Genomic DNA, 16,556 nt, shown 5'->3' with positions numbered 1-16,556 from the left:
GCCCCATCCAGTAAATCCACCCGGCGTGGCCCGGCTGTAACACTCCTTTAACCATAATGGTGTCTTACTTTAGCAACTGGCATTTGTGCGGCGCACGCCTTCCTTTCACCAAATTTATTGGCAAGTAAGGCTTACTGGCAAGTATCGGGGTATGGCAAAGGGGTTAACGGCTACGGCCGTACGACTTCGAGCGTTAACACGCGTTTGAATCGCCCGGTCCCGTACCGGGCGTTTGGATTCGGGGATTGGATATTTATGGAACAGGCAGGTTTGGCAGCGGCGACGCACGATGTAAGTCTCTGGGCGCTGTTTATGCAGGCGGGCTTCATCGTGAAGTTCGTGATGATCGGACTTATCGCCGCCTCGGTCTGGACGTGGGCGATCGTCTTCGACAAATACGTAAGCTTCGGCAAGGCAAAGCGCCAGTTCGATCAGTTCGAACAGGTCTTCTGGTCGGGTCAGTCGCTCGAGGAACTTTACCGCACGCTGGCAGAACGCCAGAATGTCGGTCTTGCGGCAATTTTCGTTTCCGCCATGCGGGAATGGAAGAAATCATTCGAACGCGGTGCGCGTTCTCCCATCGGTCTGCAGATGCGTATCGACCGGGCAATGGACGTGACGATCGCCCGTGAAGGCGAACAATATGAGGCTCGCCTCGGTTCACTCGCGACCATCGGTTCGGCTGGTCCGTTCATCGGTCTTTTCGGCACGGTCGTCGGTATCATGACCTCGTTCCAGGCGATTGCCGGTTCAAAGTCCACCAACCTTGCGGTGGTGGCGCCTGGTATCGCCGAAGCGCTTCTGGCAACGGCCATCGGCCTTGTCGCGGCTATTCCGGCGGTTATTGCCTACAACAAGTTCACGGCCGACGCGCACAAGCTTTCCGCCCGCATGGAGGGTTTCGCCGACGAGTTCTCCGCGATCCTGTCGCGCCAGATCGATGAAAAACTTCAGACGCGGCAAGCCGCCCAATAAGCGGTCACGATGGAATGCCGGGCAGTAATTTGCCGCAAGGCAAAATGGAGTAGATGATATGGGTATGTCAGCAGGTGGCAGCGGCGGTTCCGGTGGACGCCGTGGTGGGCGCGGCGGACGGCGCAGAGGCGGCGCGATCAGCGAGATCAACGTGACGCCGCTCGTCGACGTCATGCTCGTGCTGCTCATCATCTTCATGGTGGCAGCGCCGATGATGACGGTCGGCGTGCCGATCGACCTGCCGCAGACCTCTGCCAACGCTTTGAACTCGGACACGCAGCCGATCACGATTTCCGTCAATGCCAATGGCCAGATCCATTTGCAGGAAACCGAAATCCAGGCGGCTGAAGTGGCCGACAAGCTGCAGGCGATCGCCACCACGGGATATAACGAACGCATCTTCGTGCGGGCGGATTCCGTTGCCGCTTACGGCGTGGTTGCGGACGTGATGGCGCGTATCCAGGCGGCAGGCTTCAAGAACATTGGCCTCGTAACCCAGCAGAAACAGGACAATTGACGTAAAACGATGAAGGGCAGCCTTACCACATCCGCGATCGTGCATGCGTCGCTTCTGGCTTTCGCCCTCGTTTCCCTGGGCTCGCCGGAACCGCTTGACGTGTCGCAGGCTGAGGCTCTGCCGGTGGAGCTGGTGCCAATCGAAGAATTAAGCCAGATCCAGCAGGGCGACAAAAACGCGCCGAAAGCGGAAAAGTCGGCCCCCGTTCCGACGACGCGTCCGGACATCATCCCGAACGCCCAGAATATCGGCAACAATGTAGCCGACATCGAAGCGCCTCCGACCCCGACCACCAAGCCCAACGACAATATTGCTGCAGCCGCTCCGCCCAAGCAGGAGAAGCCGCAGCCGGTCGTCGATACCAAGGCGAACGAGGTGAAGGAAATCGTCAAGGAAGAAACCTCGGCCCCCAAGCCACAGGAAATGGCCGCCTTGCCGCAGACCAAGCCTGAAATAGCGCCGCAGCCGAAGCCGGAACCGCCGCCGCAGGAAACCAAGGCGGAAGAGCCGCCGCCGGCAACGCAGGAGCCGGCCGAAATTCCCGTGCCGCAGAACGTTCCGCGCCCGAATTCCCGCCCCGAACCACCGAAGCAGGCCGAGACCAAGCCAGCCGAGCAGAAGCCAGCCGAAAAACCGGCTGAAAAGAAGCCGGACCAGGCAAAGTCCACCGACAAGCCTTCCGACAAGAAGCCGGGCGAGAAGAAGCAGGAAACTGCGAAATCCGCTTCGTCCAAGGAAAGCGATTTCAACGCCGACGATGTTGCTGCGCTGTTGAACAAGCAAGCCCCTTCCGGTGGCGGGGCGAAGCGATCGACACAGACGGCGTCGCTCGGTGGGAAAAAATCGACCGGTGGCTCGACGCTCAGCCAGACGGAAATGGATGCGCTTCGCGGCGCGATCCAGAAGAACTGGCAGATCATTCCCGGCATGGCGGATGCCGCTGACGTGCGCGTCCGCGTCACCATGAAGCTTGACCGTGATGGAACCATCATCGGTCGGCCCGAGATTGAAGCAACGGGCGGTTCCGAGGGAACGCGCCGTGCTCTTTCCGGCGGAGCTTATCGTGCCATCATGCGTTCTGCTCCGTTCACGAACCTTCCTGCCGACAAATATGATGCATGGAACGAAGTCGTTGTGAACTTCGATCCCAGTGAATTGCTATGAATGCTGAAAGGCCTGGCAACATGAAGATATTTTCGCCGATCCGGCTGGTGCTCGCTATCGCGGCCCTCATGTCGGTTTTCTCCGCACCGGCTTTTGCGCGGGTGGAAATCAACATCAACAAGGGTAACGTCGAGCCCTTGCCCATCGCCATCACCGACTTCATGTCGAGCGATGGCATCGGTGCGCAGGTATCGGCCGTCATCGCCGCCGACCTGCAGCGTTCCGGCCTTTTTGCGCCGGTCAACAAGAACGCCTTCATTGAAAAGATCAGCAATCCGGATCAGCAGCCGCGTTTCGAGGACTGGAAGGTCATCAACGCACAGGCGCTCGTCACCGGCCGAGTGACGCGTGAGAGCGACGGTCGTCTGCGTGCCGAATTCCGCCTGTGGGATACTTTCGCCGGCCAGCAGTTGTCTGGACAGCAATTCTTCACCCAGCCGGAAAACTGGCGTCGTGTCGCCCATATCATCGCCGATGCCATCTATGAGCGCGTCACCGGTGAAAAGGGCTACTTCGACACCCGCGTCGTTTTCGTTTCCGAAAGCGGTCCAAAGACGGCCCGCAAGCGCCAGCTGTCGATCATGGATCAGGACGGTTTCAACGTCCGCAACCTCACCAATTCGAACGACATCGTGCTGACGCCGCGTTTTTCGCCAAACCGTCAGGAAGTCACCTACATGTCCTTCGAAGGCCAGCAGCCGCGCGTTTACCTGCTGCAGCTGGAAACCGGACAGCGTGAAGTGGTGGGTAATTTCCCCGGCATGACGTTCTCACCGCGCTTTTCGCCTGATGGTCAGAAGGTCATCATGAGCCTTCAGCAAGATGGCAACGCCAATATCTACACCATGGACCTTCGCTCGCGCACCACGACGCGCCTGACGAATACGGCGGCGATCGATACCGCGCCTTCCTATTCGCCGGACGGTCAGCGTGTCGCCTTTGAAAGCGACCGCGGTGGCCGCCAACAAATCTACGTCATGAATGCCGACGGCTCCGGCCAGCAGCGTGTCTCCTTCGGTGATGGTTCCTATTCCACGCCGGTATGGTCTCCGCGTGGCGATCTTATTGCCTTCACCAAGCAGTCTGGCGGCAAGTTCTCGATTGGCGTGATGAAGACCGACGGTTCGGGTGAGCGCATCCTGACCAGCGGCTTCCACAATGAAGGCCCCACCTGGGCACCGAACGGCCGCGTGCTGATGTTCTTCCGCCAGAACGCCGGAGCCGGTGGTCCGCAGCTCTATTCGATCGACCTGACGGGCTACAACGAACAGCTCATCAAGACGCCGACCTTCGCTTCGGATCCGGCCTGGTCGCCGCTTCTGGACTGATATGACTGCCATGACGGCGCCGGCATGAACCGGCGCCGTCATGTTTTACTTGATACCACAGGGACGTGCGCCTCTTTCTTGCCGCAAAGTGTTGTGAGGGAGCAAAAAAGCGGGACATTTCCTTTCTGTTAACCATAAGCGTTTGTCGGCTATTAACCGCGATCAGTTAGTGTCCAGCAACGTTATTGAAATCCTAAGGAGAGACCGGCGATGAGCCGTACAAACATTTCGGCACTCAGCCCCATGCAGAAACTGGCCCGTAACCCGGCTGTCATCGCCATGACGCTCGCGCTTGCTCTCGCAGGCTGCGCGAACAAGAAGAACATGCCGAACAGCGCCGGTGAACTCGGCCTTGGTGGCGCTGGCTCCGCAACGCCGGGCTCCCAGCAGGACTTCACGGTCAATGTCGGCGACCGCATCTTCTTCGACACCGACTCCACTTCGATCCGCGCCGACGCCCAGCAGACCCTGCAGCGCCAGGCCCAGTGGCTGTCCCGTTACCCGAACTACGCTATCACCGTCGAAGGCCATGCCGACGAACGCGGTACGCGTGAATACAACCTGGCGCTCGGCGCCCGTCGTGCCGCCGCAACCCGTGACTTCCTGGCTTCCCAGGGCGTTCCGGCCAGCCGCATGAAGACGATCTCCTACGGCAAGGAAAAGCCGGTCGCAGTTTGCGACGACATTTCCTGCTGGTCCCAGAACCGCCGCGCTGTGACGGTTCTCGGTGGCGCGGGCATGTAATTGCCTGACGTGATTGTGAACGAGAATGAAAGGCGGTCTTCGGGCCGCCTTTCGTTTTTTTCATAGTTTGGCCGAAGTTAAGTTGCTTTTTCGGTTGATATGGAAAAAATCCGGCTTGCGCCATTCCGGTGCAAATCAGTTAAGGCAGGACGAATGAGATGAAGAAACTTGTCGTGGCGGGAATGCTGGGGCTTGCAGCCTGCACCGGCTTGAGCGGCACAGCCGTTTCGGGTCCGCTGTTCGGTGCGGGGGGTAGCTTCGGCACGATCAACTCTCAGCAGCCCCCGATTGTGCGGGTTCAGGCCAATGAAGCCTATAAGGTTCAGCAGCTTGAGGAACAGATCCGGCAGCTCAACGGCCGTATCGAAGAAATGAGCTTCCAGCTTCTGCAGATGCAGGAAACGATCCGCAAGGCGCAGGAAGACAACGAGTTCCGCTTCCAGGAACTGGAAGGCGGCAAGGGTGCAAGCCCGACTGCTGCACCGAAAAAGAAGGCGGAAGCCAGTCCGGTCAATCCGGCCACGCCGCCGACCGACGACGTTGCAACGATCATCGAAACGCCACCCCAGGGTGGCGCTTCCGTTTCTCCGCCCCCGTCCTCCAGCGCTTCGACAGCTGCGCCGGGAGAAACGACGCTTGGCTCCATCGAGCTTGATTCCAAGGGCATGCCTGTGGGCGGCACGCTGAACCAGGGCGCCAACAATTCCTCCGGCAGCCTTCCGGGCGTCACCACCGGTAACGGCACCCGCAAGACCGATCCTGTCAACACGGCGGCGCTGACCAGCGAGGGCGATATCTATCAGGCCGCTTATGGCCATGTGCTTTCCGGCGACTACAAGCTGGCAGAACAGGGTTTCCAGCAGTATCTGCAGGGTTATCCCAAGGGCACGAAGGCCGCGGATGCGAGTTTTTGGTTGGGTGAAGCGCAGTACTCCCAGGGCAAGTTCAATGAGGCGGCGAAGACCTTCCTCAACGGTCATCAGACCTATGGTAAATCTCCGAAGGCGCCGGAAATGCTGATGAAGCTCGGTATGTCGCTCGCTGCTCTCGACAATACCGAAACCGCCTGTGCCACGCTGCGCGAGGTGCCGAAGCGTTATCCCAATGCCTCGAAGACCGTGCTGAGCAAGGTTGCCAGCGAACAGAAGCGGTTGAGCTGCTGATTTTTCCTGCGTCGCGGGTGTTCCATGCCGGTTGATGCCCGCACTCCCAATGAAAAGACAGTTGCGCCGCTTGCCGCGGCGAGTGCTTTTGTCGAAAGCCTCCGGAAACCCACCCATATTCTCGTTGCAATCTCAGGCGGCAGCGACTCCACCGGCCTGTTGCTGGCATTACAAGAAGCAAAAGCGGCTGATGACGACGGTTTGAGACTTTCCGCCGTCACGGTTGATCATGCGCTGAGACCAGAATCCGCCGATGAGGCACGTAAGGTTGCGATGCTCTGCGCCGAACTCGGAATTCCCCACACCACACGCCGATGGGATGGGCCCAAACCGGCCTCCGGCCTTTCCGAGGCGTCCCGGCTTGCGCGTTATCGCCTGATTGCCGATGTTGCCCGTGAGATAGGCGCCGATCTTGTTGTGAGCGGACATACGATTGGCGACCAGCGCGAAACCGTGGCGATGCGCGCCGCCCGCAGCGGCGGCAGTGACAATCTCGGCCTTTCCGGCATGGCGGATGCGGTCTTATACGATGCACATCTCTGGATCATGCGGCCATTCCTTGCCTGTGAGAGACAGGTAATCCGCGATTACGTGTCGTCACGCTCGCGGCATTGGCTGGATGATCCGAGCAATGAAAATATCAGATATGAGCGTGTCCGTGTACGCCAGACGCTGCCTCACTCTCCGATCGCGCTTGATGACAGCACTGCCGTCAGAAGGCAGATGCTCTCTGAAAGAACAGCCGTTTTCCTGCGCGAACGTGCGCAGGTTTTTCATGCCGCCCTTGCCAGATTGGCCGACGACGACGTCAATCCCGATCTTCCCGAGTTTCGGCATGGGCTGGCGGCATTGATCGCCGCACTCGGTGGTAGATCCTATTTCCCGGCGGCAAGCAGCATGGAGCGTGTTCTGCGCTTCCTCAAGACAGGTGAAACCGGGCGGATGACGGTTGGCCGGGTTTTGCTCGACCGCCGGCGGGACGGGCTTTATATTTTCCGCGAGCAGCGAAACCTGCCGGAGCTTCAGATCGAATCCTCCGGGCAGGCCGTTTGGGATGATCGTTTCCTGGTTAAAAACGGATCGGACTTTCCAATTAACGTTGCGGCGGGGAGGGTGGGTACCGCTGCCCAGGCCGCAGCGCTTTTTCCGTCCGCGCCCTCCGGGGTGGTGAAACCGGCAATGGCGGGTCTGCCGCAAATTGCCGCAGCGGCCGAAGGATGGGTTTCCACGCCTGAGGTTGCCATCACGCCCAGGCTTGCCCCTTTCGATCTTTTCCTGCCGCGTTTCGACCTTGAGTTGGCGAATGCAATCGCCAATTTATTCGGCCGGCCGGCCTACCCACAGCCCCCGGTTTAAATCCGGCCTCTTTTTCGTGAATTGCCATGGAATAGTTTTTACACCAAAACGCATCAGATAATGCGCTTTGCCTTGGCAACAGCATATGTCGTCCTTATGTTAGGGGCACATAATGGCGGGCAGCAGATATGTCCGTGTGAGTTCGGGGAGTTCAATGAACCCAAATTTCAGAAATTTCGCCTTGTGGGCCGTGATCGCCCTGTTGCTGATCGCGCTGTTCAGCATGTTCCAGACGTCGCCGACGCAAACGGGTTCACGGGAGATTCCGTATTCCCAGTTTATTCGTGACGTGGATTCCGGGCGAGTTCGCGACGTGACCGTCACCGGTAACCGGGTTCTCGGAACCTATACCGAAAACGGCACGGCCTTTCAGACCTATTCCCCCGTCATTGACGACAGCCTGATGGAGCGCTTGCAGAGCAAGAACGTCACCATCGTGGCGCGTCCGGAAAGCGACGGCTCCTCGGGTTTCCTGAGCTATCTCGGCACGCTTCTGCCTATGTTCCTCATCCTCGGCGTCTGGCTGTTCTTCATGCGGCAGATGCAGGGCGGTTCGCGTGGTGCGATGGGCTTTGGCAAATCAAAGGCCAAGCTTCTGACGGAAGCCCACGGCCGCGTGACGTTTGACGACGTCGCAGGCGTGGACGAAGCCAAGCAGGATCTCGAGGAAATCGTGGAATTCCTGCGCGATCCGCAGAAGTTCCAGCGTCTTGGCGGTAAGATTCCGCGCGGCGTGCTGCTGGTCGGGCCTCCGGGCACCGGTAAGACGCTTCTCGCCCGCTCCGTCGCCGGCGAAGCCAACGTGCCGTTCTTCACGATTTCCGGTTCGGACTTCGTTGAAATGTTCGTCGGCGTCGGTGCAAGCCGCGTGCGTGACATGTTCGAGCAAGCCAAGAAGAACGCACCCTGTATCATCTTCATCGACGAAATCGACGCCGTCGGCCGCCATCGTGGCGCCGGTCTTGGTGGCGGTAACGACGAACGCGAACAGACGCTGAACCAGCTGTTGGTCGAGATGGATGGCTTTGAGGCGAATGAAGGCATCATCCTCATCGCCGCTACCAACCGTCCTGATGTTCTTGACCCCGCGCTTCTGCGTCCCGGCCGTTTCGACCGTCAGGTCGTCGTGCCGAACCCGGATATTGTCGGCCGCGAGCGCATCCTCAAGGTTCACGTTCGCAACGTGCCGCTGGCGCCGAATGTCGATCTCAAGATTCTGGCCCGCGGTACGCCCGGCTTTTCGGGTGCGGATCTGATGAACCTCGTCAACGAAGCCGCCCTCATGGCCGCCCGCCGCAACAAGCGCGTGGTCACCATGCAGGAGTTCGAAGACGCCAAGGACAAGATCATGATGGGTGCGGAACGCCGCTCCTCCGCCATGACCGAAGCCGAAAAGAAGCTGACCGCCTATCATGAGGCCGGTCATGCGATTACTGCGCTGAAGGTTGCCGTGGCCGATCCGCTGCACAAGGCGACGATCATTCCGCGCGGCCGTGCACTCGGCATGGTGATGCAGCTGCCGGAAGGCGACCGCTATTCCATGAGCTACAAGTGGATGGTATCGCGCCTTGTGATCATGATGGGTGGACGCGTTGCCGAGGAATTGACCTTCGGCAAGGAGAACATCACGTCTGGCGCGTCTTCTGACATCGAGCAAGCCACCAAGCTTGCCCGCGCCATGGTTACGCAATGGGGCTTCTCCGACGCTCTCGGTCAGGTGGCTTATGGTGAAAACCAGCAGGAAGTGTTCCTTGGTCATTCCGTCTCGCAGTCGAAGAACGTCTCCGAGGCAACGGCCCAGACGATCGATACCGAAGTCCGCCGTCTGATCGACGAGGCTTACACCGAAGCACGGCGTATCCTCACGGACAACCACGATGGCTTTGTCGCAATTGCAGAGGGTCTTCTCGAATATGAGACCCTGACGGGTGAAGAGATCAAGGCGTTGCTGAGGGGCGAAAAGCCCGCTCGTGATCTGGGTGACGATTCGCCCGGCAGCCGTGGTTCGGCTGTGCCGAAAGCTGGCGCCAAGAAGGACGGCCCGAGTGAAGCCAAGGGCGATGGCGAGGCCGAAGGCGGCATGGAGCCGCAGCCGCATTGATCGCCTGCGCGAACGAATGATTGTAAAAGGCCATCCGGGTTTCCGGGTGGCCTTTTCATTTTGGTAACAACATATAAGCCATTTTTGCGCTAATTTACGTGCTGTTTATCGTGGTTTGTGGCATCTAGCCAAAACGCTTCCGGCTATTTTTATCGTTCGCCGGAATGCCCGAGAGATTTGGAGTTCAAATGGCACGCCGTTATTTCGGAACCGATGGTATCCGCGGACAATCGAACGTCTTTCCCATGACACCTGACCTAGCGATGCGCGTAGGTATCGCCGTCGGAACGATTTTCCGCCGCGGCCATCATCGCCATCGTGTCGTGATCGGCAAGGATACGCGCCTTTCCGGTTATATGCTGGAAAACGCGCTGGTTGCCGGTTTCACTGCAGCCGGTCTCGATGTCTTCCTGCTCGGCCCTATCCCAACGCCGGCCGTTGCCATGCTCACCCGCTCGCTGCGCGCGGATATCGGTGTGATGATCTCCGCCTCGCACAACCCATTCTCCGATAACGGGATTAAGCTTTTCGGTCCCGATGGCTATAAGCTCTCCGATGAGCTGGAGCTGGAGATCGAGGATCTTCTCGACAAGGATATTTATGCCCAGCTGGCCAAGCCGGCCGAAATCGGCCGCGCCAAGCGTGTCGATGGCGACATCTACCGGTATATCGAATTCGTCAAACGCACCCTGCCGCGCGATGTGACGCTGAGCGGGTTGAGGATCGCCATCGACTGCGCCAATGGTGCCGCCTACAAGGTGGCACCCGCAGCACTCTGGGAACTGGGTGCTGAAGTCGTCACCATCGGCAATGAGCCGAATGGCATCAATATCAATCTCGAATGTGGCTCCACCCATCCTGAAGCACTGCAGAAAAAGCTGCATGAGGTCCGCGCCGATATCGGCATCGCGCTCGATGGCGATGCGGACCGCGTCATCATCGTTGATGAGCGCGGCGAGATCGTCGATGGCGACCAGTTGATGGCTGTCATCGCCGATAGCTGGGCCGCCGACAACACATTGCGCGGCGGTGGCATCGTGGCGACCGTCATGTCCAATCTCGGTCTGGAACGTTTCCTCGGCGATAAGGGCCTCACCCTTGCCCGCACCAAGGTTGGCGACCGCTATGTCGTCGAGCATATGCGCAACCACAATTTCAACGTCGGCGGTGAGCAGTCCGGCCATATCGTGCTTTCGGATTACGGTACGACGGGAGATGGTCTGGTGGCGGCCTTGCAGGTTCTCGCCAAGGTCAAGCGCTCCGGCCTCACGGTCAGCGAAGTGTGTCGCAAGTTCGAGCCCGTGCCGCAGCTTCTGAAGAATGTGCGTATTTCCGGCGGTAAACCGCTGGAAAATCCCATCGTGCTGCAGGCGATTGCCGATGCGGAAAGCGCGCTGGCCAATAATGGCCGCCTCGTCATCCGCCCTTCCGGCACGGAGCCGCTGATCCGCGTCATGGCGGAGGGCGACGATAGCGCAAAGGTGGAAAAGATCGTCAACGATCTCGTCGGCGTCATCTCCAGTGCCCGCTCGGCCGCGTGAGTTGCCGTGACAGTAACGAAAGACAAAAGCCGGCCGTCGAGCCGGCTTTTTCTTTGAGTATTTGCTAATAAATATAGTGAATCATCGTGGTTAATCGGGACTTAACCATTTTACGTCAATCTCCATGACTGAACAGTTCACTGGCATCTGCTGCCGAAAACGCACGTGCCTCTTCTGGAGTGGAAGTCATGAAAAACGCCCTGGCCGGATTTCTGGCCGTCCTGCTGACCGGCACCAGTGCTATTGCTGCCGATCTTTATCAAGCCGAGCCAGCACCTGCCTATGTCGATGCACCCGAAGTGACCGTCACCCAGGCGAGTGGCTGGTACCTGCGCGGCGACGTCGGTTATTCCTTCAACAAGCTGCGCGGCGCCCATTATTATCAGGGTGGTCCGGGTGGATATCTGCAGGACTTCGATACCGCGACGATCAAGGACAGCTATGTCATCGGCGGTGGTGTCGGTTATCAGTTCAACAACTATTTCCGCAGTGACGTGACCCTCGACTATATGGGTAAATCGGATTTCCGCGGCTCCACGAGCGGCTTCTGCGGTTCTGTTCCCGGTCGCTGCGTCTCGGCTGATCTTAGCTCGCTGAGCGCTTATACGTTGATGGCCAACGCCTATGTTGATCTCGGCACCTATGGCAGTATCACGCCTTATGTTGGTGGTGGTATTGGTGGCTCCTACGTGAAATGGGATAAGCTGCGCAACACATCGTGCAGCGTTAATGGGCTCGGCTGCGACCCGACCACCGAGCACGGCGGCAAGGGCAAGTGGCGCTTCGCTTACGCCCTGATGGCCGGTGCCTCCATCGACGTCACCTGTAACCTGAAGGCCGATATCGGCTATCGTTTCCGCCACATCAACAAGGGCGACATGTTCGCTTATGAGAATGGCGGCGGTCCGGGCCGTGACAAGGGCCTTTATTCGCACGAAGTGCGTGTCGGTGGCCGTTATGTCTTCAATGGCTGCGATACTGCACAATACATGCCGCCTGCCGATATTCCGCTGCAGCCTGCCGTTTATAAATAAACGTCACGCCCAGCTGGTAGTTTCAAACCGTCCGCATCCTCCGGGTGCGGGCGGTTTTCGTTTTGGCGGCATTAATCGCGTCGCATGACGCATATGGACTAAAATTTCCATACGTAGCGACATATTCCGCTTGACGGAGGCCGGCGACAGGAATAGCAACGGCGGCAGGACACCTCTCCCTAACGAGAGGCGCCTATCTGAAAGGGTAGTCAAATGACAGATATAATGAAGCCGGACCTCCGTCCGGGCAATACGCATTTCTCTTCTGGTCCCTGCTCGAAGCGTCCCGGTTGGTCGCTAGATGCTCTCTCCGATGCGCCGCTCGGCCGCTCGCATCGCGCCAAGGTTGGCAAAGCCAAGCTGAAGCAGGCCATCGATCTCACCCGTGAAATTCTCAATGTTCCCGCTGATTATCGCATCGGCATCGTTCCCGCATCCGACACCGGCGCCGTTGAAATGGCGCTCTGGTCGCTGCTCGGTGAACGCGGCGTCGATATGCTCGCCTGGGAAAGCTTCGGTGCCGGCTGGGTCACCGACGTCGTCAAGCAGCTGAAACTGAAGGACGTCCGCAAGTTCGAGGCCGATTATGGCCTGCTGCCGAACCTCGCCGAGGTCGATTTTGACCGTGACGTGGTTTTCACCTGGAACGGCACGACGTCTGGCGTTCGCGTTGCCAATGCCGATTTCATTCCTGCTGACCGCAAGGGCCTGACCATCTGCGACGCCACCTCGGCGGCCTTCGCACAGGATATGGACTTTACGAAACTCGACGTCGTCACCTTCTCCTGGCAGAAGGTTCTGGGCGGTGAGGGTGGCCACGGCGTCATCATTCTGTCGCCGCGTGCCGTTGAGCGCCTGCTGAGCTATTCGCCGGCCTGGCCGCTGCCGAAAATCTTCCGCATGGTCTCCGGCGGCAAGCTGATCGAAGGCATCTTCACCGGCGAAACGATCAATACGCCCTCCATGCTCTGCGTTGAGGACTATATCGACGCCCTGCTGTGGGCGAAGAACCTCGGTGGTCTCAAAGCGCTGATCGGCCGTGCCGATGCCAATGCCAAGGTCATCTACGACTTCATCGAGAAGAACAACTGGATCGCCAATCTGGCCGTCAAGCCGGAAACCCGCTCCAACACCTCCGTCTGCCTGAAGATCGTCGATCCCGAGGTGCAGGCGCTGGACGCAGCCGCGCAGGCCGATTTCGCCAAGGGCATCGTTGCCCTGCTCGAAAAGGAAAATGTCGCCCTCGATATCGGCGCTTACCGTGACGCCCCGTCCGGTCTGCGCATCTGGGCCGGCGCCACCATCGAGACGGCCGATATGGAAGCTGTCATGCCTTGGCTTGCCTGGGCTTACCAGACGCAGAAGGCAGCACTTTCCAAGGCTGCCGCCTGATTTTGATACCGGCCCTGCGCTGATGCAGGGCCGCATATTCCCCGCTTTCAAAACTGCACCGCTTTTCAAGGAGCCCGTAAACCATGGCACCTCGCGTACTCGTATCCGACGAACTGTCGGAAACCGCCGTCCAGATTTTCCGTGATCGTGGCGTCGAAGTCGATTTCCAGCCGAAGCTTGGCAAGGACAAGGACAAACTTGCCGAAATCATCGGCAATTATGATGGTCTGGCCATTCGTTCCGCCACCAAGGCGACCGAAAAGCTGATCGAGGCTGCGACCAATCTGAAGGTCATCGGCCGCGCCGGCATCGGCGTCGACAATGTCGATATTCCGGCTGCCTCGCGTCGCGGCATCATCGTCATGAACACGCCGTTCGGCAACTCCATCACCACTGCCGAACATGCCATCGCCCTGATGTTTGCCGTCGCGCGCCAGCTTCCGGCCGCCGATAGCTCCACGCAGGCCGGCAAGTGGGAAAAGTCGAAATTCATGGGTGTCGAAATCACCGGCAAGACGCTCGGCGTCATCGGTGCCGGCAATATCGGCGGCATCGTCTGCTCGCGCGCTCTTGGCCTCAAGATGCACGTTCTAGCCTACGATCCCTTCCTGTCGCCGGAGCGCGCGCAGGAAATGGGCGTCACCAAGGTTGAGCTGGACGAGCTGCTGGCGCAGGCCGATTTCATCACCCTGCACGTGCCGATGACCGACAAGACCCGCGGCATTCTCAATGCTGAAAATCTGGCCAAGACCAAGAAGGGCGTGCGCATCGTCAACTGCGCCCGTGGTGGTCTGGTGGATGAAGCAGCCCTTGCCGAAGCCATCAAGTCTGGCCATGTCGCCGGCGCCGGTTTCGACGTGTTCGAAGTCGAACCCGCCACCGAAAGCCCGCTTTTCGGTCTGCCAAACGTCGTCTGCACGCCGCATCTTGGCGCTTCGACCACGGAAGCGCAGGAAAATGTTGCCCTGCAGGTTGCCGAGCAGATGTCGGATTACCTCGTCAAGGGTGCCGTTTCCAACGCCATCAACATGCCGTCGATCACGGCTGAAGAAGCGCCGCGCCTGAAGCCCTTCATCCGTCTCGCGGATGTTCTCGGCTCTTTCGTCGGTCAGGTGCAGGAAAGCGCCACCAAGGAAATCGAAATCCTTTATGATGGCGCAACCGCCAACATGAACACCAAGGCATTGACCAGCGCGTTGCTTGCCGGCCTCATCCGCAGCCAGGTTGCCGATGTGAACATGGTTTCCGCACCAGTCATGATCAAGGAAAAGGGTATCATCCTCTCCGAAGTCAAGCGTGACAAGACCGGCGTTTATGACGGCTACATCAAGCTGACGGTGAAGACGGAAAACCAGATCCGCTCGGTTGCCGGCACGGTGTTCTCGGATGGCAAGCCGCGCTTCATCCAGATCAAGAACATCAACATGGATGCCGATGTCGGATCGCACATGATCTACATCACCAACACCGACGTTCCCGGCATGATCGGCTTCATGGGCACCACGCTCGGCGAGGCTGGCGTCAACATCGCCAACTTCCAGCTTGGCCGTGAAAAAGAAGCCGGCGACGCCATCGCGCTTCTTTATGTCGATGGTCCGGTTTCCGAAGAGGTACTCGACAAGCTGCGCGCCAACTCGGCGATCCGCCAGGTCAAGCCGCTGACGTTTAACGTCGACTGATCTTATCGTTCCTCCCAAGGGGACAATAAGGCCCGGTGCAGGGGAAACCCTGTGCCGGGTTTTTTGGTTTTCCGGCCACCAGATTGATAACGAAACAAGCCGGTATCGCGCTTCGGTTGCATATCACAAAAAATTTAAGCCGGGTGGTCTAAAAATGATGATCATGAGTTGCTATATCGCCTGCTGAGATGCTGCTCATGGGAGGGCGGCCAACAGGAGATAGTGATGTTTGCTGCCTTTCGGCGCTTCAAGGGTTTGTTCGCAGTCGCCGCGCTTGGTATCGCGGTATCTTTCGTGGCGGTTGACATGGCAGAGGCACGCCGCGCCAGCGGCGGTTTCGGCAGCCGCGGCACGCGGACCTATTCGGCTCCGCCTTCGACAAGCACTGCGCCCGGCCAGACCGCGCCGATCAACCGCAGCATGACCCCCAATACCAACCAGGCAGCGCCCAATGCTGCCCAGCCGGCTCGTCCGGGTGCGCAGGCAGCGCCCCAGCAGAGCCGTGGCCTCTTCGGCGGCATGATGGGTGGTCTGATGGGCGGCCTGTTGATGGGCGGCCTGTTCGGCATGCTGATGGGCGGCGGTTTTGGCGGCATGGCCGGTTTCTTCGGCATGTTGTTGCAGGGGTTGCTTATCGGCGGTCTCATCATGCTCGCCATGCGTTTCTTCGCATCGCGTCGTCAGGGCCAGCCTGCTTATGGCTCGGCCGGTGGGTCGCAGCGCACGGATCATTCCGGCTCGTCCTTTAATGGGGGTTCGCAGGCCGGTCCTTCCGCATCCTCGTTCAAGATTCCGAAGATCGGCGCGCTTGCCGGTGCTGCGGGTGGTGCAACTGCTGCGGCGGCCGCCACAGCCAAGCCGGCACCGCACGCCAATGCCGTATCGGAAGGCGATGAAATCGGTATCACCCAGGGTGACCTCGAAACCTTCCAGAAGATGCTGCAAGACGTTCAGTCGGCTTATGGTGCCGAGGACTACGGCACGTTGCGCAAGCTGACGACGCCGGAAGCCATGTCCTATCTGGCCGAGGAACTGAGCGACAATGCCACCAGCGGTGTGAAAAACGACGTCCGCGACGTGACGCTGCTGCAGGGCGATGTTGCAGAAGCCTGGCACGAAGAGGGCCAGGATTACGCGACTGTGGCCATGCGTTACTCCGCCATCGACATCATGCGTGATCGCACCTCTGGCAAGGTTATCGAGGGTGACGAGCACAAGCCTTCCGAAGCGGTGGAAATGTGGACCTTCGTTCGCCGCCCCGGCAACGACAACTGGCAGGTCGCCGCCATTCAGGCCGCCGCCTGAGAAATCGTCGTCGCTCTTTTAAAAATATTCGGCCCGGATCTTCATAGCTCCGGGCCTCTTTTATTTCCGCCCGGATTACCGTCTCGGATCGGCGAAAAACGACGGCAAAATTTTACCGACGACATCTCGGCATCTGCCTGCTGCAATTTTTTGCTTCGCATTGCTATGCAAGGCTTTACACTCTCAAAGCCGAGGCATATCAACCGCGCATGGCTGCTTCGCTCCACGGAATCGCCTTTTTTCATTCATCTGTCATT

General features: G+C 59.0%; 13 protein-coding genes. All 13 read left to right on the top strand.

Annotated elements, in window-relative coordinates:
- Nucleotides 1-255: 255 nt before the first annotated feature.
- The 13 genes from tolQ (at nucleotide 256) to ATU_RS17195 (ending at nucleotide 16,299) form a co-directional block, all read left to right on the top strand.
- Nucleotides 256-975 (top strand): protein TolQ, encoded by a 720-nt coding sequence (gene tolQ, locus ATU_RS17255; protein ID WP_006310274.1) that lies wholly within the window; start codon nucleotides 256-258, stop codon nucleotides 973-975.
- A gap of 58 nt (nucleotides 976-1,033) precedes the next feature.
- On the top strand, nucleotides 1,034-1,492 hold the full coding sequence (gene tolR, locus ATU_RS17250) for a protein TolR (RefSeq protein WP_006310275.1): 459 nt from the start codon (nucleotides 1,034-1,036) through the stop codon (nucleotides 1,490-1,492).
- A gap of 9 nt (nucleotides 1,493-1,501) precedes the next feature.
- Nucleotides 1,502-2,656 carry a hypothetical protein gene (locus tag ATU_RS17245; protein WP_010973274.1) on the top strand — a complete coding sequence of 385 codons (1,155 nt, stop codon included), beginning with the start codon at nucleotides 1,502-1,504 and terminating at the stop codon, nucleotides 2,654-2,656.
- A 20-nt stretch (nucleotides 2,657-2,676) separates the two neighbouring features.
- The gene (gene tolB / locus ATU_RS17240; RefSeq protein ID WP_010973273.1) at nucleotides 2,677-3,984 is read left to right on the top strand and encodes a Tol-Pal system beta propeller repeat protein TolB; all 1,308 of its coding nucleotides are present in this window, start codon (nucleotides 2,677-2,679) and stop codon (nucleotides 3,982-3,984) included.
- A gap of 210 nt (nucleotides 3,985-4,194) precedes the next feature.
- Complete coding sequence (gene pal, locus ATU_RS17235) at nucleotides 4,195-4,728, top strand: peptidoglycan-associated lipoprotein Pal (RefSeq protein ID WP_006310278.1); 534 nt, start codon at nucleotides 4,195-4,197, stop codon at nucleotides 4,726-4,728.
- 158 nt (nucleotides 4,729-4,886) lie between these two features.
- Entirely contained in the window at nucleotides 4,887-5,891 is a 1,005-nt protein-coding gene (gene ybgF, locus ATU_RS17230; protein ID WP_035258157.1) for a tol-pal system protein YbgF, read from the top strand.
- Nucleotides 5,892-5,915: 24 nt separating this feature from the next.
- On the top strand, nucleotides 5,916-7,247 hold the full coding sequence (gene tilS, locus ATU_RS17225) for a tRNA lysidine(34) synthetase TilS (RefSeq protein ID WP_010973271.1): 1,332 nt from the start codon (nucleotides 5,916-5,918) through the stop codon (nucleotides 7,245-7,247).
- A gap of 154 nt (nucleotides 7,248-7,401) precedes the next feature.
- The gene (gene ftsH, locus ATU_RS17220) at nucleotides 7,402-9,348 is read left to right on the top strand and encodes an ATP-dependent zinc metalloprotease FtsH (protein ID WP_006310285.1); all 1,947 of its coding nucleotides are present in this window, start codon (nucleotides 7,402-7,404) and stop codon (nucleotides 9,346-9,348) included.
- A 188-nt stretch (nucleotides 9,349-9,536) separates the two neighbouring features.
- On the top strand, nucleotides 9,537-10,889 hold the full coding sequence (gene glmM / locus ATU_RS17215) for a phosphoglucosamine mutase (RefSeq protein ID WP_010973270.1): 1,353 nt from the start codon (nucleotides 9,537-9,539) through the stop codon (nucleotides 10,887-10,889).
- Between the two features lie 188 nt (nucleotides 10,890-11,077).
- Entirely contained in the window at nucleotides 11,078-11,923 is an 846-nt protein-coding gene (locus ATU_RS17210; protein WP_010973269.1) for an outer membrane protein, read from the top strand.
- Between the two features lie 213 nt (nucleotides 11,924-12,136).
- Nucleotides 12,137-13,315 (top strand): phosphoserine transaminase, encoded by a 1,179-nt coding sequence (locus ATU_RS17205; RefSeq protein ID WP_010973268.1) that lies wholly within the window; start codon nucleotides 12,137-12,139, stop codon nucleotides 13,313-13,315.
- Between the two features lie 83 nt (nucleotides 13,316-13,398).
- Nucleotides 13,399-14,994, top strand: coding sequence for a phosphoglycerate dehydrogenase (gene serA / locus ATU_RS17200; protein WP_006310291.1), 1,596 nt, complete (start codon nucleotides 13,399-13,401; stop codon nucleotides 14,992-14,994).
- Between the two features lie 225 nt (nucleotides 14,995-15,219).
- Nucleotides 15,220-16,299: a Tim44 domain-containing protein gene (locus ATU_RS17195; RefSeq protein ID WP_035258159.1), complete on the top strand. Its 1,080-nt coding sequence runs from the start codon at nucleotides 15,220-15,222 to the stop codon at nucleotides 16,297-16,299.
- Nucleotides 16,300-16,556 lie beyond the last annotated feature (257 nt).

This window comes from Agrobacterium fabrum str. C58, from assembly GCF_000092025.1.
Lineage (GTDB): Bacteria > Pseudomonadota > Alphaproteobacteria > Rhizobiales > Rhizobiaceae > Agrobacterium > Agrobacterium fabrum.
The sequence above is the reverse complement of the archived record's forward strand: the minus strand, read 5'-3'. Positions and strand labels throughout refer to the sequence as shown.